The sequence below is a fragment of the Oscillospiraceae bacterium genome, assembly GCA_025758045.1.
Lineage (GTDB): Bacteria > Bacillota > Clostridia > Oscillospirales > Ruminococcaceae > Gemmiger.
Genome location: CP107208.1, coordinates 1153329 through 1176612 on the forward strand (window position 1 = coordinate 1153329; position 23284 = coordinate 1176612).

22 protein-coding genes are annotated in these 23284 nt (G+C 55.5%); 8 read left to right on the forward strand and 14 right to left on the reverse strand.

Annotated features, from left to right (window positions below; translation table 11 throughout):
* Positions 1-95 precede the first annotated feature (95 nt).
* The 3 genes from OGM81_05460 to agaB all read right to left on the reverse strand — a co-directional run bounded on the left by OGM81_05460 (position 96) and on the right by agaB (position 2217).
* Entirely contained in the window at positions 96-881 is a 786-nt protein-coding gene (locus tag OGM81_05460; GenBank protein ID UYJ44580.1) for a PTS system mannose/fructose/sorbose family transporter subunit IID, read from the reverse strand.
* Positions 871-1671, reverse strand: coding sequence for a PTS sugar transporter subunit IIC (locus OGM81_05465; protein UYJ44581.1), 801 nt, complete (start codon positions 1669-1671; stop codon positions 871-873). Before OGM81_05465 ends, OGM81_05460 begins: the two co-directional genes overlap by 11 nt.
* A gap of 69 nt (positions 1672-1740) precedes the next feature.
* Positions 1741-2217, reverse strand: a complete 477-nt coding sequence (gene agaB / locus OGM81_05470) for a PTS galactosamine transporter subunit IIB (GenBank protein ID UYJ44582.1) — start codon at positions 2215-2217, stop codon at positions 1741-1743.
* Between the two features lie 209 nt (positions 2218-2426).
* Between agaB and OGM81_05475 the strand changes: the two genes are divergently transcribed.
* Together OGM81_05475 and eutH are read left to right on the forward strand one after the other, a co-directional pair.
* Entirely contained in the window at positions 2427-3551 is a 1125-nt protein-coding gene (locus OGM81_05475) for an SIS domain-containing protein (protein UYJ44583.1), read from the forward strand.
* Positions 3552-3604: 53 nt separating this feature from the next.
* Entirely contained in the window at positions 3605-4615 is a 1011-nt protein-coding gene (eutH, locus tag OGM81_05480; protein UYJ44584.1) for an ethanolamine utilization protein EutH, read from the forward strand.
* 134 nt (positions 4616-4749) lie between these two features.
* Here eutH and OGM81_05485 read toward each other — a convergent pair whose 3' ends face one another.
* The 10 genes from OGM81_05485 to OGM81_05530 all read right to left on the reverse strand — a co-directional run bounded on the left by OGM81_05485 (position 4750) and on the right by OGM81_05530 (position 13163).
* Entirely contained in the window at positions 4750-6159 is a 1410-nt protein-coding gene (locus OGM81_05485; GenBank protein UYJ44585.1) for a putative DNA binding domain-containing protein, read from the reverse strand.
* Between the two features lie 82 nt (positions 6160-6241).
* Complete coding sequence (locus OGM81_05490; GenBank protein UYJ44586.1) at positions 6242-6550, reverse strand: MobC family plasmid mobilization relaxosome protein; 309 nt, start codon at positions 6548-6550, stop codon at positions 6242-6244.
* A gap of 159 nt (positions 6551-6709) precedes the next feature.
* Positions 6710-7060: a TnpV protein gene (locus tag OGM81_05495; protein ID UYJ44587.1), complete on the reverse strand. Its 351-nt coding sequence runs from the start codon at positions 7058-7060 to the stop codon at positions 6710-6712.
* Positions 7041-8285 carry a hypothetical protein gene (locus OGM81_05500; protein UYJ44588.1) on the reverse strand — a complete coding sequence of 415 codons (1245 nt, stop codon included), beginning with the start codon at positions 8283-8285 and terminating at the stop codon, positions 7041-7043. Before OGM81_05500 ends, OGM81_05495 begins: the two co-directional genes overlap by 20 nt.
* 331 nt (positions 8286-8616) lie before the next feature.
* Positions 8617-8895: a type II toxin-antitoxin system HicB family antitoxin gene (locus OGM81_05505; protein UYJ44589.1), complete on the reverse strand. Its 279-nt coding sequence runs from the start codon at positions 8893-8895 to the stop codon at positions 8617-8619.
* 10 nt (positions 8896-8905) lie between these two features.
* On the reverse strand, positions 8906-9997 hold the full coding sequence (locus OGM81_05510; GenBank protein ID UYJ44590.1) for an NTP transferase domain-containing protein: 1092 nt from the start codon (positions 9995-9997) through the stop codon (positions 8906-8908).
* On the reverse strand, positions 9939-10280 hold the full coding sequence (locus OGM81_05515; protein ID UYJ44591.1) for a LysR family transcriptional regulator: 342 nt from the start codon (positions 10278-10280) through the stop codon (positions 9939-9941). The genes OGM81_05510 and OGM81_05515 overlap by 59 nt, the downstream gene beginning before the upstream one ends.
* A gap of 9 nt (positions 10281-10289) precedes the next feature.
* On the reverse strand, positions 10290-11102 hold the full coding sequence (locus OGM81_05520; protein UYJ44592.1) for an ABC transporter ATP-binding protein: 813 nt from the start codon (positions 11100-11102) through the stop codon (positions 10290-10292).
* Positions 11099-12082, reverse strand: a complete 984-nt coding sequence (locus tag OGM81_05525) for an iron ABC transporter permease (protein UYJ44593.1) — start codon at positions 12080-12082, stop codon at positions 11099-11101. Before OGM81_05525 ends, OGM81_05520 begins: the two co-directional genes overlap by 4 nt.
* Positions 12075-13163: an ABC transporter substrate-binding protein gene (locus tag OGM81_05530; protein ID UYJ44594.1), complete on the reverse strand. Its 1089-nt coding sequence runs from the start codon at positions 13161-13163 to the stop codon at positions 12075-12077. The genes OGM81_05525 and OGM81_05530 overlap by 8 nt, the downstream gene beginning before the upstream one ends.
* 147 nt (positions 13164-13310) lie before the next feature.
* On the opposite strand from OGM81_05530, the gene OGM81_05535 reads away from it, so the two are divergent.
* From OGM81_05535 to OGM81_05550, 4 genes are all read left to right on the forward strand, one after another.
* Entirely contained in the window at positions 13311-14072 is a 762-nt protein-coding gene (locus tag OGM81_05535) for an FAD binding domain-containing protein (GenBank protein UYJ44595.1), read from the forward strand.
* A gap of 12 nt (positions 14073-14084) precedes the next feature.
* Positions 14085-14555, forward strand: coding sequence for a (2Fe-2S)-binding protein (locus OGM81_05540; protein ID UYJ44596.1), 471 nt, complete (start codon positions 14085-14087; stop codon positions 14553-14555).
* Positions 14552-16828 carry a molybdopterin-dependent oxidoreductase gene (locus OGM81_05545; GenBank protein ID UYJ44597.1) on the forward strand — a complete coding sequence of 759 codons (2277 nt, stop codon included), beginning with the start codon at positions 14552-14554 and terminating at the stop codon, positions 16826-16828. The genes OGM81_05540 and OGM81_05545 overlap by 4 nt, the downstream gene beginning before the upstream one ends.
* Positions 16829-17747: 919 nt before the next feature.
* On the forward strand, positions 17748-18098 hold the full coding sequence (locus tag OGM81_05550; GenBank protein ID UYJ44598.1) for a helix-turn-helix domain-containing protein: 351 nt from the start codon (positions 17748-17750) through the stop codon (positions 18096-18098).
* 421 nt (positions 18099-18519) lie between these two features.
* Here the strand turns inward: OGM81_05550 and OGM81_05555 are convergent, their stop codons facing one another.
* On the reverse strand, positions 18520-19401 hold the full coding sequence (locus tag OGM81_05555) for an AraC family transcriptional regulator (GenBank protein ID UYJ44599.1): 882 nt from the start codon (positions 19399-19401) through the stop codon (positions 18520-18522).
* Between the two features lie 266 nt (positions 19402-19667).
* On the opposite strand from OGM81_05555, the gene OGM81_05560 reads away from it, so the two are divergent.
* Both OGM81_05560 and OGM81_05565 read left to right on the forward strand, forming a co-directional pair.
* A complete protein-coding gene (locus tag OGM81_05560) occupies positions 19668-21527 on the forward strand; it encodes an esterase FrsA (GenBank protein UYJ44600.1) in 1860 nt (619 codons plus the stop codon).
* 160 nt (positions 21528-21687) lie between these two features.
* A complete protein-coding gene (locus tag OGM81_05565) occupies positions 21688-23268 on the forward strand; it encodes an FGGY-family carbohydrate kinase (GenBank protein UYJ44601.1) in 1581 nt (526 codons plus the stop codon).
* Positions 23269-23284: the final 16 nt, after the last annotated feature.

A 23284-nucleotide genomic window follows, 5' to 3' on the forward strand; every position in this document is an offset into this window, starting at 1 on the left:
TAGCCTCCATTTGTAATTATGTCATGACAATACAGCATATAAAAAATGCGGCTCGCGGGGGAATGCTGAACCGGCGCGAGCCGCCGCAGTAAAACTTACATGATGCCCAGGAAGGACAGTGCAACCGACAAAGCAATGACCAGCAGGATCAGCTTCATGGTGTTGACATTCTTCTTCTTGAACAGCCAGTAGAGCAGGAACACAAAGCCCAGCGGCAGAATGTTGGGCATGATGGAATCAAAGATGCCCTGCACGGAAACGCTGGAGATGACAAGCGTTTCGGGGAAAGCAAAGGATACATAGCTGGGGATCAGTCCGCCGACGACCATAACGCCCAGAATACCGGCAGCCTTGCTGATATAAGCGGCGTTATCACCGATGAACTTGATGGAGCTTACACCGGCATTGTAGCCCAGACGCACGAACCAGATGCGGCTGAAGATAGCGGTCAGTGCCCAGAACAGGATGTAGAAGATGGGGCCCAGAACATTGTTCTGCGTTGCCAGAGAGCAGCAGATAGAGGCAATGATGGGCATGGCGGTGTACCACCAGATGGCGTCGCCCAAACCTGCCAGAGGTCCGAACAGACCGGTTTTCAGGCTGTGGATCATCTCACGATCCTGACCTGCCTCCTCCATGGAGACGATCAGGCCCTGCAGGATCGCGGCCATGTGCGGCTCGGTGTTGATGAAGTCGAGGTTGTTTGCCATCGCGGCGGCCATTTCCTCATTGTTGTCGCCGTGAATCTTACGGAAGCACTTGGTCATGCCGTAGCAGAAGCCTACGGCCTGCATACGCTCAAAGCTGAAGCAGCACTGCTCCGCCATAGAGCGGACGGCCATTTCGTTGAGGTCTTTTTTGGTAATCTTATTAGATGCCATCTTCAAAATCTCCTTCCTGGGCGGCAGTTGCAGCGGATGCAGCCGTCAGCTTGGCAGTCTCCGTATCGCGGGTGAAATTGACATAGGCGATGCAGCCCGCAATAACAGCAATGGGCAGGATGTTCTGGCAGTTGGTAATGACCATGATGACAAAACCAGCAAGCAGATAGGCTGCGTTTTCCTTCTTGAGCATAACGACCAGCAGCAGGGCAAGGCCGACAGCCGGCATCAGACCACCGGCAACTTCAAAGCCGTGGACAAGCCATGCCGGGAAGGCTGCCACAAAAGCGGAAATACCGCTCTGCAATGCGTAGGTGGACAGGAACGCGGCAAGGGCAAACATGGCGGCATACAGGATCCAGCCGGTATACATGACCTTGGCAATGCCTTTTTCGTCACCGGCGGCAGCGCATTTGTCAACCTTCGGCAGGAAGCCGGCGTAGAAGGTGTTGGTGCCGGTGTTGATCCACTGGCCGATCAGCGCGAACGGAACGGCAAGACCCAGCGCTGTGTTGACATCGCAGCCGGTGGTGTACGCCAGCACGGTGGTCATCAGACCGGCAAACAGGGGATCCGGCGGCACGGTGCCGCCAACGGTCAGCAGACCAAGGTAGGAAAGCTCCGCAACGGCACCTGCCTGCATACCGAGCTGTACATCACCGAGGATGATGCCGGTGAAGAACGCTACGACCAGCGGGCGGAACCACATAAAGGTTTCCATGTGTTTGTCGATCGCGCAGATGAAAACGAGCAGCGCAATCAGCAAACCTTGCACGAGTGTGATTTGCATAGATTTTCTCTCCTCTTTATAAAATATATTTTTTGCTCTGCAGACCGCCTGCAGAGCCGGAACCATGGGTTACTTCTCAAAGTCCAGCTTGTGGTCGCCGGGTGCGATTTGGATGTAGACATCCACACCCTTGGCACGGATGGCGCGAAGGTCTTCCTTGTCCTTCTCGTCCATATAAACGTGCACATCGCCGGTCACTTCCTTGCCGGGGCCGACATGCATATTGCCGATGCACAGCTTATCAATGGGAACGCCGCCCTCGACCAGTTTACGGGCACTCTGCGGGTTGCGCACGACCAGGAAGATGTGCTGGCTGGCAGATGCCTTATGAATGACTGCAATGGTTTTGTCCAGCGTAAAGAACCGGATGCCGCAGCCGGAACTTTTCGCGGTGGCAGCCATCAGGCTTTGCTGCAGCGGGTCAGCAGCTGCCAAATCATCCGCCACAACAATAAGGTTGACACCTTGTAAGGCGGTGGTCCACGCCACACCGACTTGCCCGTGCACTAAGCGATTGTCGATTCTTGTCATCAAAATGTCAGGCATAAGTTTTTCCTCCTTGTAAAATGCTGCAAAGATTTTTAGATTTTTTCTTAATTTTTAGAAATTTTCTCTAAAATCTTTGTAATATTGTAATGACAATATACCAAAGTTGTGGTATAATGTCAATAGAGTTCGGGGACTTCCCGAAGATTTTAACGTTTTACACAAAGTAAGCGTTAGAAATTTAGACAAAACGTGAAGGAGACTGCTTTATGGAACACAAAAAGACTATGCTGGACTACATTGCCGACTGCCCGGAGTTTATCCGCAACAATGTCGCCGACAGCGCCGCGCTGACAAAGCCCCTTGTGGATGAGTATGTAAGCGGCGGCTACAAGAACATCTGGATCGTTGCGTGCGGTTCTTCCTCCAACGGCTCACTCTGTGCGCGGCAGTTTATCCGCCGCCATCTGAAGTGCGAGGTCAAGATCGTCACACCGTTTCATTTTGTATCCAGCGAGAATGATTTCAGCGAGACCGATATGGTCGTTGTCGTCAGCCAAAGCGGCTACAGCCTGAACGCGCTGGACGCCATCAAGGTCATTGAGGCAAAGGGCCGCCGCTGCATCGGTCTGACCGGCGATGTCAACAGCGATCTGGGCAAGGTGTGCGATGTTGTTGCCAACTACGGTGTCGGTCGCGAAACGGTCGCTTATGTCACCCGCGGTGTCACCACGCTGGCACTCTTCTTTATGCTGTTTGCCGTGGAGGCGGCTGTCCGTCTGGGCATCAAAACTGCCGCCGAGGGTGAGGCCGTCAAGCAGCAGCTGCTGAAGGCCGCAGACATCAATGCCGCCGTACAGGCACAGACCCCTTCCTTTATTAAAGAGCACTACCGTCAGCTGTCCGGCATGACCAACGCTTATGTCTGCGGCGTGGGTGCCAACCTCGGCACCGCAAGCGAGGGCGCACTGAAATTCGGCGAGACCGTCAGCATCCCCACCGCTGCCTATGAGGTCGAGGAGTACATCCACGGCCCCAACATCCAGATGACCCCCCGCTACAGCGTATTTCTGATTGACGGCGGCGAGGGCACGGAGCGCATCCACCGCATTTTTGAGGGTACCAAAATTGTGACGGATAACGCTTTCCTGCTGACGCGCTGCGCCGATTACAAGGACGAGCACAATGTTATGTATGTGCCTATGGATGTGCCGGAGGAAATCACCCCGCTGTGCTGGCTGCCCTTCTTCCAGATGACTGCCTGCCGGCTGACGGATGATCTGGACCGCTGGAACAAGCACCCGCTGCAGCGCGCGATGGAGAAGTTTGTTTCCTCCAAGAGCGCCAACTATGTCAACAGTCCCTTCAGTGAAGACACGCCGGGTCGTGCGTAAGAACGATGGCGTGGATATCTGCTGTATTTTTCTGCCTGGGTGCTGCGGACACCTTGTTAGGTGATCGGCTGGGGTTGGGTAGTGCCTTCCGGCAGGGCTTTGCCGCCGTGGTGGATCTGCTGCTGCTCATGACCGGTTTTATGGCACTGGCACCGTGGCTTGGGACCCATCTGGCGCCTGTTATCACGCCGGTGTTTTCCGCCGTGGGGTGTGACCCTTCCCTGTTTGCCTCACTGTTTTTGAGCTGCGATGCAGGCGGTGCCGTGCTGGCCGCGCAGATCGCGCAGGAACCCGCCGCCGGGCTGTATAATGGTTTGATCGTGGCGGCCTTTCTCGGTGCCACGATCAACGGTACGATTCCGCTGGCGCTGGGTGGGCTGACAGGCACCAAACGAGCCGCTGCCGTTCGCGGATTGTTTCTCGGCTTTCTGGTTCTGCCGGTGGGCTGCCTGCTCACCGGAGTGCTGTGCGGCATCCCCTTGTTGGTTCTGCTGCACAACACCTGGCCTGTTCTGGCAGTAGCGGTCGTGTTGCTGCTGCTTTTCAAGTCCGGCAGTAATGCAATCGGCCCGATATTCAACGGCATCTCTTTGACGGTGCGCGGCCTGACCTTGTTCGGCTTCTGCATTTCCGTGCTGCAGGAAACAACCGGTATTGTGCTGCTGGAGGGGCTGACCCCCTTGGCGGAAATCTACCCGGTCATAGGCAGTATCGGCGCGTTTCTTGCCGGGATCCTGCCGTTTTTCGCCTTTGTACAGCGGCTGTTGACCGCACCGCTTGCCAAACTGGCCGCACGGCTGCAGCTGGAGCCCGCCTCCATCACCGGTCTGGTCGTGACGTCCGCCAACTGCATCCCCACGTTGCTGAGTCTTGATACGCTGGAGGAACGCGGCATCACACTGAACACGGCCTATGCCGTAGTAGCTGCTTACAGCGTCGGCGATTTTCTGGCATTTACCCTGCAATTCAGCCCCGCACACGCCCTGCCGATGATGGCAGGCCGCCTTTTAAGCGGCTTGCTGGCAGTGGTGCTCTGCCTGAAAACAACACCCAAAACCACCTGAGTAAACACCCCCAACTGGCAGCTAAAGCCCGTTGGGGGTGTTGGTGTTTTCCTATAGCGTTCCCTGTGAGCCGCACGCATGTCTATAATGCGAGAATTGTGCGGCGATGCCTTAGAAAATTTCCCGCTTCACTGTCAGATACCCGTTTTTGATTGATTATCAACTTCCCAATGCCCGCTGAAGCCGCGACCAATGTAGTGAACATTATCCAGTTTCTTTATACGCCGCAGAATGGTTCGGGTGCTTACGCCCAGCATCATGCCCATTTTTTCGGTGCTGATTTTATTGTTCCGCTTGATGAGCGCGATGATTTTTGCATCCAAATCGTCTTGAGCGACATCTTGACTGACATCTTGGGTGACATCTTGACTGACACCTTGAGGGACACTGTAATTCAAGTTCGGCATAACGACCGTAAACTGGTAGCGGTCAGAACGGAATGTGGGACGCTTATCCTCGGTGTAGTTGATTTGCGCTTTGTAGCCGTTCAGAATTTTCCCAAAGCCGCTGCCCTTGCGCTCCATGTAGCCAAGGCGGTTGAACACATCGGCCAGTACCGGGTTGCGCCGGGTGGACGGCACGGTAAGCGGATCACGGTCTTGGATCATCGACCCGTCCGGCATACCGCCTGGCGAGTAAATCTCTAAGCGGTCATCGTAAATGTCAATGTGGACCTCGCTGCCGTAGACGAGATAATCGCGGTGCGCCAGCGCGTTGATAAGCGCCTCGTGGTAGCTGCGTTCCACATATTCGGGCATTTCTTCACGGGAATTGGGCGTTTTGCGCCACATCATGCGGGCGTTGCGCTTGATGAATGCCTCGCCGTTTTCAATCAACGAAAGCACACTCCCGGAATACTCGGCATCGTCCAGCGCGTCCATCGTGCCGCCGCTTTTGTCCAGCCCGTTCCAGCGTGTGCAGAACAACCGTGACCAGCGGATCGGGCTTTCGTCGGCAATCAGGGCACCGGCATTTGTCAAAAAGCCGCCCTCGTCTGCCAGACCGAAGGAAACAAGGTCTTTGTTGTCAAAGCTGTTTCCCGTCCACTTCTTATAGCGCTCCCGCAGCTTGGAAAAGGCGTAGTCCTCCACCCTGTAAGGTGTCACCTGAGAATCGTAGGATGTGTTTCTGCCGCGCAGGACAAGGCGTTTCAACTCGGTGGCGGATGCCTTAACGCTCTCGTTTCCGATGCGTACAAACGCCTCTAAGGTGCCGTCGCCGGAGTAATAGTAGGGCGTTTCCTCGCCTTTGAACACATCAAGAATCAGCAGCACTTTGCCGTCTTCGGTCCTGTGAAACCGCAGCCGAAACTCCGGGATAGGCTCCATGCGCGTCTTGAGGATCTCGCTGATTTTCTCGGCGTCACTGTCGGGTTCGGTCAGCCCAACGATCTGCCCGTCATCCGCCATGCCGAAAATCAGCGCACCGCCCAGCGTGTTCGCAAAAGCGCTTACGCTCTTGCACCAGCTTTTGGGCTTTCGTACTTCAAGCGCCGCTTTCTTGTCATATTCGGTTGTTTCACCGATCAAGTTCTCCATATCCATCTGTTCCGACCACCTTTTGCGCGAAATATCGGTGCTTTCAGTATAATATAAAGTCGGGCGTTTTTCAAATAATCTTTTGAAATCAAAGTTCATACGCGCAGAAATCCCATATCTTTTCCAGAAGCTGATGCGTTTCTTTCCACTGGTCCTCTGTAATTTTCCCGGTTGCGTTCGCAAGATGGGCAATCTGATTCAGGTTATTCCCTACCGCAGACAGCTCCTTTATGAGCTTGATGTAGGTGGCATTAGGGCGCGGGCGAATCTCGTAACCGACAAGCAGCTTCCGAATGACAGGCTCCATTTTTAAGCCGGATGTTTCGCTCATCTCGCGCAGTTTGGCGTACTCTTTGTCGGTGAGCCGCACGGTGATTTTCTTGGTTCTGTATATCATAGTGTCAATATTCCTTCGAATCAAAAGTCACAAAATGAGGGATGGGGTTTCAGGGGGATTCCCCTGACAAGTGGGCGTTTTGCCGTCATGACGGCAAGATGCCGTGCTTGCGGGGGACGTTCCCGCATTTCCATGCGGGAACAGCCCTCTGAAAAAGAGTTAAATATAAATTAACTCACAGTACACGATTTCCTCGGCTTGCGCCTGCAAAGCTTGCATCTGCGCCGCCCATTCCAGAGGGTGATGCCGTTTCAGATCCTCGGTGACGCCATGCTGTTCTGCAAGCCGGTATACCAGCGCGCTGACCTGATTGTGTGCCTCGCTGTCGACGCCGGCAAGGTGCTGTGCCAGCGTACCATCCAGCAGCATTTGGTCGCGTTCAAAGGGGCGATGCTCGTCAAGAAAACGCGCCCGCATCGTACCGTATTTGCCCAACGGCGGTGTGCTGCCCGTGGGCAGGGCAAACGACGGAACCAAGTACCCGTTTACGTTAGTGTAATCCGTAGACATTTTTGACCTCCTTGTATGGCGCGGTTATACCGCTGATGATGTTGAGTTTGTAGGTAGCAAGGCTTGTCCACAAAAGTGATTTCATGTACTGCGGCAGATTTTTGACCTTCCGCGTGGTGATTGCCTGCAAAAAGGTATCCAGCACATCCTCCACATACGGCTCCAAGCCGTCCTCCTCGCAGCCGTTGCTGGCGCAGCTGATTTCAGCCAGCACCTTGTCGGCCGTGACAAGCGCACCGCGATACGACTGTGTGCCGGTGGCGCAGCACATCTCGGTAAGGCAGGTGTTGAGCAGCCCAAATGCGCTTTGGCGGGCGTCATCCGTGACGCCGTTTGCTTGATACGGATGCTGCTGACGGAAGTCGTATCCGGTCAGGTAGTGGATCGCCGTCTGTATAAGGGCGGGCTTAGCCATATACACCTGCGGAATGGACTTGTGCTTTGTCAGCGCGGGCAGAACTATGTTTTCCAAAGCGTTTTCATCCATCTCTCCCCCGTTTTCAGGCAGCTCTGCCGCAGAAGAGATTGATAGATTAGTTTTTATAAGTTTTTCTTTATGATTTAGTTTTATATTACCGCCCCGGTTTCCACCGCAGTGGTTTCCACTATGGTGGTTACCACCGGGGTAGTAATTGGGGTGGTGGTCTGCGGCTGCTTTTTCAGCAGGCTGTTCGGCGGTTTCGGTTTGGTTTCGTGTCAGATTGGTGCTTTTCACATCGCCGTTGCGGTCGTGGTAGAAAAGGTAGGCGCCGTCCCAACCGCTGTTGTCGGGGCGCAGTTCATACTGATAGACGAAGCGCCCCTTTTCACCGGGATACACATGGATGAACAAATACCCCTTGCTTTTCAATTCGTTCCATGCCGTGTTGAAGGCGTATTCTCCCTCCGGCACACGCTCCATAAGGCTGCCTTTGGTGAGGGTAATGTTCTCCATTGTGATATAGCTTTGGATGCGTGTATACAGCCCCAATGCGCCGCTGCTGAGGTTCCAGTCGCGGGCGACACTGTTCTGCACCACAGTAAAACCAGGCTTCGGGATAAAAGTGCCGTTATTGGCTGCTTGATTTTTCATTTTCCCTCCAACAAGAAGATTCTGATAATTCCAATATGCCGAATTCTTCCGAAACAGAGGGTAACAGACAAAAGTTAGGAATTGTTCTTGATTTTGAAAAGTGGTAACTAAGGTGGTAACAGATAATGGCAAATTTGCGGTAAAACTGCGCAATGCGTACCTTTAAGGTTTACAAGAAACATGAAAATCAAAGAAAAGCGTATCTTTAAGGTACAGAAACGGATCGGTATGCGCTCATAACCCGGAGGTCGCAGGTTCAAGTCCTGTCCCCGCAACCAACAAAAGCTCGTTGAAACGACAAGTTTCAACGAGCTTTTTTCTACCTTATGGCAAAAGTGGTAACAATCTGGTGACTTTGACCCCAAAATGACCCCAAAACGAGAAAACGACTGCGCCCGGACGGCTGAAATTTTCAACCGTCCGGGCGCTTTTTGTGGATAAATTTTGCGGAGTTGGCAGGTAAAAATAGGAGCGGTCTGCGTAGTCAGCTCGCTTTGACAAGTACCAGAACGCTGTTGTCCGGCACGACAATCTGTTCCTGTTTGGTAGGAATGGGCGGGTTCTTGTACTGGCGCAGGGCTTTTTGGATTTGCTGCTTGACTTCGAGCAGGGCGGCGTCCAGCGTAGCTGCTTGGGTAGCGATTTTTGGGAAGTCGGGAACATGGGCGGTGCAGCCGTCTGCCGAGAGTGTGCAAAGAACAGGGTAAGGCTGGTTCTCAACCGAAATGCTGTATAGCATCCTGAACATATAGCTATAAATCAAAAATACGGCATTACCCCTTGCTCCCGCGCAGCGCCTCAAGGTCGCTGCGGGTGTCGATGTCCCGCAGCTCGGCGGCGGGGGTGGGCAGCAGGCGGATCGCCTGCGGGTGGGCGCGCAGCACGGCGCTGCCGCCGCTGCCCTCCGGCAGGTGAAGGAGGGCAGCAAAATAATCCCGACCGAACAGCACAGGGCTGCCCGGTGTGCCGTCGGATGCGGCCGGCCGCCGGATCGTGTCCGGCGCGGCACCGATCGCCAGCGCCTCCAGCGTCTGGCGGGTCAGGCAGGGCTGGTCCCCCGGCAGAAACACACACCCCTGCAGGTCGGGCTGCTGCGCCAGCAGCGCGGTCAGGCCAAGGCGCACCGTATCGCTACGGCGTGGCTCGTCATGGCGCAGCACGGGGAAACCCTCTGCGCGGCAGAGGGCCTCGACCTCGGCCGAGCGGGTCACGGCAATGCGCCCGGCAAACACCGGCGCGGCGGCCAGCGCCAGCGCATGGGCAGCCAGCGGCCGGCCGTTCAGCTCGGCCATCAGCTTGTTGCCGCCGAACCGCCGCCCCAGCCCCGAGGCCATGACGATGCAGCCCAGCGGCGGCACAGGACAGTCCAGATCGTACACAAAGGCGTCCGGATCGGTGCAGAGCGTGCGCAGGAACGGGGTGTCCTGCTTGCGGACGACCGCGAGAACGCGGCAGACTTTCAACATATCCAGCACGCCTTGTTGAAAATCTGCACAGCTGCTCTCCAGATAGCCAAGCTCGTCCAGTACGGCCCAGCCGCCGGCTGCCGCCATCCGCTGCAGGGCGGGCAGTCCCACGGCGGCAAAGCCGGCCGGTACGGAGCGCATCCGGTTTTCACCGGGGGGCAGGGCGGCATCAAACCGGCCGATGACTGCCGTCACCCCGGCGGCATCGCGCATCTCGACCCATCTGCCCGGGACGGCGGTGGTGAGAAGCATCGGGGCATCGGGGCAAAGGGATGGCATAAGTGCGCGCAGCAGCGTTGTTTTTCCGCTGCCGCGCCCGCCGGTCAGCAGCAGATGGCGCTTACCGCTGGCCAGGAAAGAACGCAGAATAGAGCTCGCGGCTGGTCTGTACACAGGCATCACGGTAGGCCTCATACCTTTCTAAAAATTGGCGGGCCTCGGCGGTCAGGGTGCTGCCGCCGCCGCCCCGCCCGCCGATGGTCTTGCAGGTCAGGGCAAAGCCCAGTTCTTTTTCGGCGTGCTGCACAAGTCGCAGCGCCTTGGAGTAGGAAAGCCCCATCCGCGCCGCTGCGCTGCGCAGCGAGCCGGTCTCCTCGATCAGATGGAGCAGGCGGCAGGGCCCCTCGCCAAAAAAACGCTCGCCTGCGTCATCGCAGAGCATCACGCGCAAAGCAGGTTTCATGATATCACCTCACAGCGGCAGCAGGGCCAGACGGCGTCGGCCCCGGCAGTCGGTAACGGGCAGCAGCTCCAGCGGGCCGTACACGGCGGCAAGGGCTGCCTGCAGCACGGCGAGCGGGTCGGTTTTGGGGTGCAGCACCGCCGCGACCCCGCCGCCCTGCAATACCACCAGTATATCACAGCTGTCCAGCGCCAGCGCGGGGTCGTGCAGGCAGACCAGCGCGGTCTTGCCGCTGGTGTGGACCAGCTGCGCCAGCAGCGCGGTCATCCGACTGCGGTTCGCAAGGTCAAGCGCACTGTCCGGCTCGTCCAGCAAGAGCAGCGGCGCATCCTCGGCAATCGTGCGCGCCAGAATACAGAGCTGCTTCTCGCCGCCGCTCAGCGTCAGGTAGTCCTGCCCGGCCTTGTTGGCCAGACCTACGGTGCGCAGGGCCTCGTCCGCAGCGGCGCGCATGGCGGCGGTGGGGCTTTGCAGGACCCCCAGCCGCGGGTTGAAGCCCATAAGCACGACCTCCCGCGCCGAGAGCGAGACCGAGATGCCGCTCTGCTGCGGGATATAGCTGACGGTCTGCGCAAGCCTGCGGGTGGACAGACTCTCCAGCGGGACGCCGTCCAGAAGGCACTGCCCGGTGTGGGGCAGCAGCCCGGCGGCCGCCTTGAGCAGCGTGGTCTTGCCGCTGCCGTTTACCCCCAGCAGCCCGATCAGCTGCCCGGACACCGGGACAGAAAAGCTGACCCCTTGCAGCACGGCCGCTGTGCCGTACCGTACGGTGAGGTCCTGCACGCAAAGCCCCACAGGCGGGGGCGTGGTTTGTGGCATCATGACGCATCCCTCCCCGGCCGCAGGATCAGATAAAGCAGAAACGGTACGCCCAGCAGCGAGGTAAAGATGCTGACCGGCAGCTCAGTGGAGGCAACCGTCTTGGCCAGTGTGTCGGCCGCCAGCAGCAGGGCGCTGCCCAGCAGCCCGCTCAGCAGGCAGGCCGAGCGCCGGTTGTGCCCCACCAGCAGCCGGGCGCTGTGGGGGGCCAGAAGCCCGACAAAGCTGATAAGCCCTGTCACGCTGACAACGGCGGCAACCGTCATGGTGGCAAGCGTCAGCAGCAGCAGACGCATCGCACCCACCCGCACGCCGAGCAGCCGGGCCTCGCCCTCCTCAATCGAGAGCAGCAGCGCCTGCCGGTGCAGCGCAAAGATCGCCGCGCAGCAGACCAGCACGACCGGCACCGGGAACCACACCCGGCTGCGGGTCACGGCGGCCAGACTGCCCATGATCCAATACTCGATGCTGGCCAGCTCCTTCTCGGGGTCGGCGGTCAGCTTGAGCAGCATCAGCAGCGTCTGGGCCAGCGCGTGGACGGCGATGCCCGCCAGCACCAGCGACATTTTGCTGCGCCCCGGCGCGGCGGCGGCCAGCCCCAGTGAGAGGAACACCGCCGCCAGCCCGCCCGCAAAGGCACAAACCGTGGTGGACAGCGCCCCTGACGAAACGAACAGGATGGCGAACGCCGCGCCGACACTGGCCCCCGAGGAGACGCCGATGATGTCGGGGCTTGCCAGCGGGTTGCGGAATACGGTCTGGTAGACAAAGCCGGCCGCCCCCAGTCCAAAGCCGCCGATCAGAGCCATAACGGCGCGGGGCAGCCGCAGCACGGTGAAGGTGCGCACCGCCATAGCATCGCCGGCCAGCAGCGCCGCCGGTGTTATGGGGTAGCGGCCCAGCGCAAGGGCCGCACCAAAAGTCATAAAAACGCAGAGCGCTGCGCCCAGAAGGCACAGCGCCGTGCGCTTGCGGTTATTCATAGGAGGCAGGGGTGAAGCCGTAGTAGGTCGTGTAGAATGCATCGGCGCAGTCATGGTAGAACTGCTCACTCACCTGCTCGGGATGCAGCACGCTGCCCAGATAGACGCTGCCCAGGAAGCTGCCGGGCACGGGGGAGTCCACAGCCTCGATGGCGTGGGGCAGCTGGTAGACATGGCCCTCCTTGACGGCGGTGCAGTCGGCCAGTGCGGCATCGTTCAGGACGGAATCGACATCATAGTCGGCATCGGACGCCAGAATGATGTAGTCGGGATCCCAGTCCAGCACCTGCTCATAGGAGACCTCGGCCCAGTAGGTGTCCTCAACACTGGCGGCAGCGTTGAGACCGCCGGCGTTCTCGATCATATAGTTCTGGTACATGGCGGGGCCGGCGGTCTGCAGCACAGAGCTGTTGCCGGCCATGTAGACGGTGGGGGCCTCGGCATCGCCGATGGCCTCGTGGAGGCTGAGCAGGTTGTCCTCGATCGCGGACTTCAGCTCCTCACCGCGGGCAACGGTGTTGGTGGCCTGAGCCAGCAGGTCGATGGCGCCGTACAACTTGTCCTGATCCTCCGGCTTGACGGCCAGCACGGTCAGGCCCAGCTCCTCCATCTGGGGGATGGAATCCTTCAGCTTGGCGGGCACGATGACAAGGTCGGGGGTCAGCGCGGCGCAGCCCTCAAGGTCAAACTCCTTGGCGGTGCCGATGCTGGGCAGGCTCTGCAGCTCAGGTGCGGAGAGGCTGTAGATCGTGCGCTTGTCGGCCTTGGCCTCAACGCCGACCAGCTCGTCCTGCACGCCGAGGGCGATGAGCAGGCTGGTGGAGATGTAGTAGCCGCTGGCCAGCGTCTTGGGCTCGGTCTCGATGGTGACCTCGCGGCCCAGCTGGTCGGTGACGGTCAGCGGATAGGTGACGGCGGTCTCGGCGGCAGCGGGTTCAACGGCAGCCTCCTCGGGGCTGGCGGTGACCTCGGGTGCAACGGCGGAGGCGGCAGCCTCACTGCTTACGGCGGCGGTGCTGCCGCAGGCGGTCAGCGCCATGGCGGCGGCCAGCAGCAGGGCGGTCATTTTGGTCATTTTCATGGATCTTCTTCCCTCATACAATAAAAAATATCGTTGTATTTTTAAAACAACAACGGTATTGTACCAGATTTTATGGTAGAATAAAAGTACCTATCCACGAAAAGTATGATTTTTTCGCCCAAAATAGAAAAAAACGGAGATTGACCCATGATGACGATACGCGAATATGCCCGCCCCGCCACGCTGGAGGAAGCATGGCAGCTGAACCAGAAAAAGCCCAACCGCGTGCTGGGCGGTATGCTCTGGCTCAAGATGGAAAAGATCAATGTCGGCACGGCCATCGACCTGTCGGCCTTAGGGCTGGATACGATCGAGGAGACTGACACCGAGATCCTCATCGGCGCTATGGCAACGCTGCGCGATCTGGAAACGAACGCCGCCCTGAATGCCTACACCGCGGGGGCTGTGCGGGAGGCTGTGCGCCACATTGTCGGCGTGCAGTTCCGCAACTGCGCCACGGTGGGCGGCAGCATCTATGGCCGGTTCGGCTTTTCCGATGTGCTGACGCTGTTTTTGGCGCTGGACTGCGAGGTCGAGCTGTACAGGGCGGGCCGGATGCCGCTGGCGCAGTTTGCCGCGATGCCCTATGACCGCGATATTCTGACCCACATCTGCCTGCGCAAGACGCCGGGGCTGAAGGTGCAGTACCAGTCGGTGCGCGCGACCCAGACCGATTTCCCGATCCTGACCTGTGCGGCCGCCCGCACGGCGCAGGGGCAGTACCGCTTTGCCATCGGCGCGCGCCCGATGAAGGCCGTGCTTGTCACGCCGGACTGCGACCCGGCGCAGATGCCCGCCGCCGTGCAGGCAGCCGTCAAGACCGGCAGCAACCTGCGCGGCAGTGCCGAGTACCGCACCCACCTGACCGGTGTGCTGGTCCGGCGTGCCGTGGCCGCGCTGGAAAATTGACGGAGGTATACCATGCAGATCACATTTACCTTAAATCATAAAAAAGTCACCGCCGAAATCGCGGCTGACACCGTGCTGCTGGACCTCGTGCGCAGCCTCGGCTGCAAGAGCGTCAAGCGCGGCTGCGAGACCGCCAACTGCGGCCTTTGCACGGTCTTTCTCGATGAAAAGCCGGTGCTGTCCTGCTCGGTGCTGGCGGCGCGGGTCAACGGCCGCAGCGTCACCACGCTGGAGGGGCTGCAGGAGGAGGCTGCCGAGTTCGGCGCCTTTATCGCCGATCAGGGTGCGGAGCAGTGCGGCTTCTGCAACCCGGGCTTTATTATGAACGCGCTGGCGCTTTTCCGGGAAAACCCCGACCCCGGCGAGGATGAAATCAAGGAGTATCTGGCCGGCAACCTCTGCCGCTGCTCCGGCTATGAGGGCCAGCTGCGGGGTATTTTGAACTTTTTAGCGTGGAAAAAGGGGAAGGAGGCCGCCCAATGAAAACCGTGAACCAGTCCATGCGCAAAAAGGACGCCATGCAGCTTGTGACCGGCCAGCCCGTCTACATGGATGATGTCATCCCGCAGGACTGCCTGATCGTAAAGCTGCTGCGCTCCCCCCATGCCAACGCTATCGTGCAGGAAATCGACACGAGCCGTGCCCTGCTGGTGCCGGGCATCGAGGCGATCTACACATGGAAGGATGTGGACCAGCAGGGCCGCCGCTACACCCAGGCGGGCCAGACCTACCCTGAGCCGAGCCCCTATGACCGACTTGTCATCGACCGCCATGTCCGCTTTGCGGGGGATGTTGTCGCAATTTTGGCCGGCAAGGATGAAAAATGCGTCGATAAGGCGATGAAGCTCATCAAGGTCAGGTATGAGGTCCTACCCGCCGTGCTGGACTACCACACGGCGCTGGACAACCCCGTCCTTGTCCACCCGGAGGAAAACTGGGAGTCGCTGGCACCGGTCGGGGCCGACAACAAGCGCAACCTCTGCGCCCACGATGAAACCGGGGCGGGCGATATTGAGGCGGTGCTGGCGGGGTGTGATGTCGTCATCGACCATACATACCACACCCGCGCCTGCCAGCAGGCCATGATGGAGACCTTCCGCACCTACTGCAGCATAGATGCCTACGGGCGGCTGAATGTCCTCAGCTCGACCCAGATCGTTTTCCACTGCCGCCGGATCCTGGCCAATGCGCTGCACATCCCCAAGTCGATGATCCGGGTGGCCAAGCCCCGCATCGGCGGCGGCTTCGGCGCCAAGCAGACCTCGGTCTGCGAGGTCTACCCCGCCTTTGTGACATGGAAAACCAAAAAGCCCAGCAAGATCATCTTCAGCCGGTATGAGAGCCAGATCGCCTCCACCCCGCGCCATGAGATGGAGCTGCATGTCCGCCTTGGTGCGACAAAGGACGGCATCGTCAGGGGCATCGACCTCTACACCCTGTCCAACACCGGTGCTTACGGCGAGCATGGGCCTACAACGGTGGGCCTGTCCGGCCACAAATCCATCCCGCTCTACGGCAAGGCCGAGGCATTCCGCTTTGTCAGCGATGTCGTCTACACGAACCACATGTCCTCGGGCGCTTACCGCGGCTACGGTGCGACCCAGGGCCTGTTTGCGGTGGAGTCCGCCGTCAATGAGCTGGCCGACAAGCTGGGCATCGACCCGTTTGTGATCCGCCAGCGCAACATCGTCCATGAGGGCGATGTGATGCCCGCCTACTACGGGCAGGTCAACACCAGCTGCGCGCTGGACCGCTGCCTGCAGGCCGTGCATGACAACATCGGCTGGGACGAAAAATACCCCGTGCGCGACATGGGTAACGGCAAGGTGCGCGCCGTGGGCATGGGCATGGCGATGCAGGGCTCCGGCATTACGAGTGTGGATGTGGGCAGCGCCAGCCTGAAGATCAACGATGATGGGTTCTACACCCTCTCAATCGGTGCAGCCGACATGGGCACCGGCTGCGATACGATTCTGGCGCAGATTGCCGCCGAGGTGCTGGAGTGCCCGCTCGACAATGTGACGGTCCTCGGCGCGGACACCGATTCCTCGCCCTACGATTCCGGCTCCTACGCATCCAGCACGACCTATGTCACCGGCAAGGCGGTTGAGCAGTGCGCCGAGCAGCTCAAGCAGAAGATCTGTCAGGTCGGCGCGGGGCTGCTGGGCCTTGATGAGCGTGCGGTCGTCTTTACGGGCGATGCCGTGACAAGCGAGGACGGCACGCAGCGCGCCACGCTGGCGCAGATCGCCGCAGCCTCCCAGTGCGGCAGCAATACGGCGCTGGAGGCAGTTGTGACCCACAGCTCGGAAATCTCGCCCCCGCCGTTCATGGTGGGCGCGGCCGAGGTCGAGGTCGATCTGGAAACCGGCGAGGCACAGGTCATCCGCTATGAGGCGGCCGTTGACTGCGGCACACCGGTCAACCCGAACCTTGCGCGGGTGCAGGCCGAGGGCGGCATCCTGCAGGGCATCGGTATGGCGCTGACCGAGAATGTCACCTACGATGACCGCGGCATGCCGCAGGAAAACTCGCTGATGCAGTACAAGATCCCGGCGCGCAACGACATCGGGCATATCCATGTCGTATTTGAGAGCAGCTACGAGGGCACCGGCCCCTTCGGTGCCAAGAGCATCGGCGAGGTGGTCATCAACACCCCGCTGCCCGCCGTGGCCGATGCGATCTACCACGCCACCCACAAGCGGTTCTATGAGCTGCCCATCACCCGTGAGCAGATCGCACTGGCCGGGCAGTAAAAGGCAGGGAACGGCGAAAAAGACCCTCTGCGGGGGATAAAAAAATTGCAAGCCAGCAGATCGCCGGCTTGCAATTTTTTTTCAGGCTGCAAAAAAACTTTTGTAGGGGCGAGCATTGCTCGTCCGTGCCCGTTTGTCTGTGAAAAACCTTCCAGGAAAACGCGCTTCTGCGCCAAGCCGGCGGGCGGCCAATGGCCGCCCCTACACATTCAACAGGCCAGGAATGTGATTTTTTGGAGGAAAGAAATCCGTCAAAGCACCTTGCTGCCCAGCGCCTGGCTGGTGCGGGAGAGCGAGAGGCTGGCAAGCTCCTGATTGTCAAGGGTGTAGCGCAGGACCAGCACATTCATATTTCTCAGTGAGACCAATGCTGCGCATTTATTTGAGAGGTGCAAGTCAGAATCCGTCTCACGAATTTGCCCCCAAAACGGCCCCCAAAAGGGTTTGAAACGGTTCAGCACGGTGCAGCACCTTTTTGTACACATGGGACAAAATCTATTCCGAGCCTTGGTACACAACACCACAAAACCCAACAAAACCGCACTGTAACGCACAAATTTTAGACTTCTCATAACCCGGAGGTCGCAGGTTCAAGTCCTGTCCCCGCAACCATCAGGCTGTGACAAAAATGTTGTCACAGCCTTTTTTGTTGTAACGCCAAAAAATGGCGATTTTGCGCCCTCGTTTTGGAGGCTGAATAGAACACAGTTGTCCGGTCGTTTTGCCACGGCCGGACATTTTTGTTGCCGATTTTCCACCGAGATAAGCTCCCAAAGTGGAAAAATCGGCGATATTTTCCGAAAAAATCTGCAAAATAACAGCTTGTTTTCAAATTGTTTACAAAATCCTGCCTTTTCATGAACTGCACCCCATTTGTTAGACAGTATGATATACTATCTAACAGATGGGGTGATTTATTATGTCAAGAGGAAAACCGAACAAACGATATACGCCGGAATTCAAGAAAATGGTTGTAGAAACCATGGAAAAAGAACATCTGAGTATCCATGCAACGATGCAGGAATTCGGAATTAACGACCATAAAATTATAGAGCGTTGGGAACGCATTTATTTGGAAGAAGGGCCGGAAGGCTTGTCGGTTGAGCGACGGGGCCGCAGCAGCACTGGTCGGTCAAAGAAGCTGCCAAAAGAGGTAGAAGAAGATCTGCTGGCCGAAGTGCAGCGACTGCGTGCGGAGAACGATTACCTAAAAAACTTGCAAGCCTTGGTTTTGGAAGACGAGCGACGCCAGCGCAGAAAACGCAGGTAGTTCAAAAGCTGAGGCAAAGACATTGTCTAACTTTTTGGGGGCACTTCATCACTGGGATATAGAGGGACTTATCAGATTTTGAGCTTATTGGCTATTATTGGCCATTCTTGGCGTACAGTTCTTCCTCATAGGCACGATACTTCTTATCTGATACTGAAAGTGGATTCACTCTCAGCCGGTAAAAAAGCAGTTTTCACCAGCGAGGAAGTCTGCCTTGCAAGAACAGCCGTAAACCAACTGCGAAACAAAAAAATTCAACAAAGGAAGTACACAGATGCCACCGATGATATGCTATATCAGCTTGAAAATGCTGGGCTACGTCAAAGATAGAAAGTCGTAGTTCCCATAATAAGTTCTTGGTATGGTATAGGAGAAGCCACTCTTTTGGGAGTGGCTTCTCTTGTTTTATGTTCTTTTGCCGCTATGGGTTAGTCGCATCCACATAATCGATGAGTTCTGTGCCAGACAATGTCGGATCAAAACTTCCATAGATCGCTGGCAAAGTTCGCGTATTCAATACGAAATTTTTCGGCAATTCTTTTGGTGTATAACCCGTGATGCGCCTGAATTCGCGATTGAAATTGCGAATCGTTGTGAACCCACAGCTTGCACAAATCTCCGTGATTTTTGTGTTTGGTTCCGAATGGATCAACTGAACAGCCTTTTCTACGCGTACGGTGCTGAGATACTGCGAAAATGTCATACCTGCCTGCTTTTTAAAGTATCGCGAAAAGTACGCCGGAGAGAAGTTCATGAATTCAACCGCATCGTCAAAGGTGATGCTGGAATAATCTGTATCGACACGGTTCAATAGCTGCTTATATCGGTTCACCTGTGCATTTTCTTGTTGGCAGTCTATCAATGGTTGTGCCCGATAAATATCTACAAGAATCAGAATCATTAACGCCAGTGTTCTCTGTTCAAAGAAAGGCTGCTTTTCATAAAGCTCACGACGAATTTCCATCAGCTGGTTTTGAATATGCCCATCGTCATGAAAAAGCGATTGAGTCGGCATACGACCACATGTGAGCGATGTTGTTGTTCGCTCATCGATCAATGATACAAAAAGAACACAGTCTTGCCCTGCATTAATTGAATGGATGTTGCCACTGTAGCAGAGTAACCCCTTTCCCGGTGTTAGGCTGTACTCGTGTTCATTGAGAGTTATATGTGCAGTTCCAGTCTTGCATAGAATCAATTCATGCTCCATGTGCCAGTGGGATATGTTATGCAGATTTTTGTACTCTCCAACCCACACACGTTCGTTCCCTGCATAGTATCTTTTTTCGAGTTTTGCTATCACAATTCGTTCCCTCTCTCGCCAGAACAATAAATGTCCACATCTTGCCAAAGGTTGTCTTTCAATCCGTCAATTTATATGTTAATATTACCACAAATCAACGAATTAGTAAATAATTTATGTGCAACATTGACCATTTAGGCAGAATCCTAATCAAAAGTGGTATTCTACCTGCAACGGCACGAAGTCAACACACAGCAAGAAAAGGAGGCTATTTGTCGAAAAAACGCATTTAACGCAACCAATTTAATGAAAGGAAACGGATTACGATGAAAAAGCAAAAAAGCTTGATTGCCTTACTGATATGTCTGGCGTTTTGCCTGATCAGTATGTTTGGAACTTGGTCTATGTTGACTTGCAACGGAACGGTTGAAGTAAATGATTTGAAGATTTCGACCTCCAAGGGTGACTTGGTTCGCTTCCTGGAGTATCGCCCTAAAACAGCTACTGCAGATAACCCTGTTCCTGCGATCGTTTATAGCCCTGGTAATGATAGCACCGCCGAAAGCGTTCGCCTTTGCTCTTCGGAACTGGCGCGTCGTGGTTATGCCGTGTATGTTCTGGATCTGCTCTCCGCAGGTCACTCCTCCGAAGGCATTGGTAATTCGCCCACCTTTGGTTTTGAAGAGCTGATTGACTACGTCTACAGCAACCTCGACTATGTAGACAATGCTCATATCGGCATCGCAGGTTATTCAAAGGGCGGTGGAAATGTTATCCGCGTCATGACTACTCTTGGCGATCAGCAACGTGAAGATCCTGACAACTATGTCCGCAAAGTTGACGCAGCTCTGATCCTTGCTCCGCCGTTCCAGCCTCTGGATGCTCTGGCTACCGGCGTCAACCTTGGTTTTGGTGCTGGCCTGTACGATCCTTATTCTCGCATCGGTTTCAAACCAGTAGAAGGTTACTGGCCAGGCGACCTGAGCGTAAAACGCGAAATGAAGGAAACCATTAACCTTGGTGTGCCTGGCACTTTTGCCGAAGATGAACTGGACGACCCGAATGTTAAGGTTGAAATCGGTCATGTATACGGTAGCTTTGCTGAGAACAACGCTCGCGTCGTTTACAATCCTGCTGACTCTACCCACGGTTCTGGTATGATCAGCCGCGGCTTTATTCATGATACTGTGGACTTCTTTATGCAGGCTATTCCTGCACCGAATCCCATTGATGCCAACGACCTGGTGTATCCTGCGTTGATGCTGTTCTCTGCACTCGGTTTGATCGCTCTGTTGACGATGACGGTTCCTGTTGCTCTTCTGCTCCTCGAGACGCCTATCTTTGCTGCGCTTCACCGTCCGGCCGGCGCTCCCGTTTCCGGTTTGAACACCAAAAAAGACTGGACCATCTTTATTGTAGCTTCTCTGATTGCTGGCTTTGTTCCTCCGATCATGGCTCCTGTCATCATTCAGCAAACCAGCAAGATCTTCTCTCTGACTGGGCAGGGAACCACTGGCAGTGTCTTTGTTTATGGTGTCGCAAACAATGTCGTTGTATGGATGATGTTCAGTGCTTTGTTCCTGTTGGCAATGTTCTTCCTGTTCTATAATGTTATTCACAAGAAGAATGGCGTAAAACTTTCTGATTATGGATTGGCAATTTCTCTGGCTGATATTGGCCGCATCATTCTTCTGGCTATTGCCGTTATCCTGACCTGCCGCAGCGTTGTCTGGTTTGCAGATTACTTCTTCAAGGTTGATTTCCGTCTTGTTGATCTGTCCATGGCTACAATGGACTGGAATCATCTGCGTGTATCCCTTTGCTACGCTCCGTTCTTTATCCTGTACTGGTGCATCAACTCTCTTACAATGAACGGCTGCAACCGCTTTAAAAACATGAGCGAAGGCAAAAACCTTCTGATCTGCGTGCTTTGCAACACTTTCGGAACGATTGTTGTAGTGCTGGTCTACTATATTATGCTGTATCGCACTGGCTGCGGTATTGGTGCATTCTCCAACTGGAAAGCATATATGATGCTCAGCTACATGATTCTTTCCGCTACTGCAGGTACAATTATCAATCGTAAGATTTATAACGCAACCAGCAGCCTTTACCTTGGTCCTGTGATTTTCGGTACGCTGATTGCCATCATTAACACCACAGTTTATACGTTGCCCGCAGCTTAACTGCAAGCAGACCATTTGGGCTAAAGTAAATTGGACAAAATATTTACCTGAAATGCCGAGAAGGAAATAACAGATCCCCCCTAGTGGATTACGCAAGCTAACTAGGGGGGATTTCTCTGGATTATTTAGAAAAGAAAACCAAGGCGGTGATAAGAGTATTATGGCAACGAAACAAAAGTTGACCACTTTGGGCATCGAATTAGGCTCAACACGCATCAAAGCAGTTTTGACGAGTTTTGATGGTACAATACTAGCCAGTGGTATGCATGACTGGGAGAACCGTTTTGAAGACGGTTATTGGACTTACCATCTAGATGATGTATGGGCAGGCATTCGAGATGCCTATCGTGATTTAGCACTGAACTATGAAAACACCTATGGGGAAGTTCTTCAGACCGTTGGCGCTATTGGCGTTTCAGCCATGATGCATGGCTATCTTCCATTTGATTGTAATGGACAACAGCTGACAGCATTCCGTACCTGGCGTAACACTACAACTCAACAGGCAGCAAATGCTTTGACAGAGCGTTTTCATTTCAACATTCCTCAGCGATGGAGCATAGCTCACTTTTATCAGGCCATTCTTAATGGAGAGGCACACGTTAATAATGTTGCGTTTCTGACAACTCTTGCCGGTTATGTCCATTGGCAGCTAACTGGTAATAAGGTTCTGGGTATCGGGGACGCATCCGGCATGTTTCCTATCGACAGCAACACCTGTGATTATAATGCTTCCATGCTCGATTCCTTCGATGCTTTGCTCAAAGAAGCAAAGTTACCATTTCACCTGCGTGATTTGCTTCCCAAGGTACTGTGTGCGGGGGAAGATGCCGGTTATTTAACAGAAGCAGGTTCCAAACTCCTCGATTCCACGGGAACACTATCTCCCGGAATTCCATTTTGTCCACCAGAAGGTGATGCCGGAACCGGCATGGTGGCTACTAACAGCGTTGCACAGCGCACCGGTAATGTCAGCGCCGGCACAAGCGTTTTTGCTATGATCGTGCTTGATAAGCCGCTGAAACAAGTTCATCCAGAGATAGATATGGTCACCACTCCACAAGGTGCTCCTGTTGCTATGGTTCACTGTAATACTTGCACATCTGATCTGGATGGCTGGGTGAATTTGATGGGAGAAATGACCGAGGCTGCCGGGACCACACTGACCAAATCTCAGCTGTATAATCTTTTCTACCAGAAAGCATTACAAGGCGATGCTGATTGCGGTGGGTTGATCAATTTCAACTACTTCTCCGGCGAGCCAGTCACGGGCATATCAGATGGACGGCCAACATTTATTCGTCGCCCCAATGCAAAATTTCATCTTGCCAACTTCGCACGAGCCCAATTGTATTCCTGCATTGCGACTTTGAAGTATGGTTTGGACATTTTGTTCGAGCAAGAGCAGGTAACAGTCGACAATCTACTTGGCCATGGTGGTCTATTCAAGGTCCCCGTAGTTGGGCAGAAATTACTGGCCGGGGCGTTGGGTGTTCCGGTATCTGTAATGAAAACAGCCGGAGAGGGCGGACCGTGGGGTATGGCACTTTTGGCTGGCTATCGTTTGAATCGGAATAAGGATGAGAACTTGGAAAACTATTTACAGAACCATATCTTTATCCATTCCGAAGGAAATACCCAGACACCCGATAAAGCTGATCAGTTCGGATTTTCCGCATTCATGAAAGAGTATATACGTTGCTTGCCGGTCGAACGCGCCGCCGTAGATGCTCTTCGCTAAATTAGGAGGCTATTAA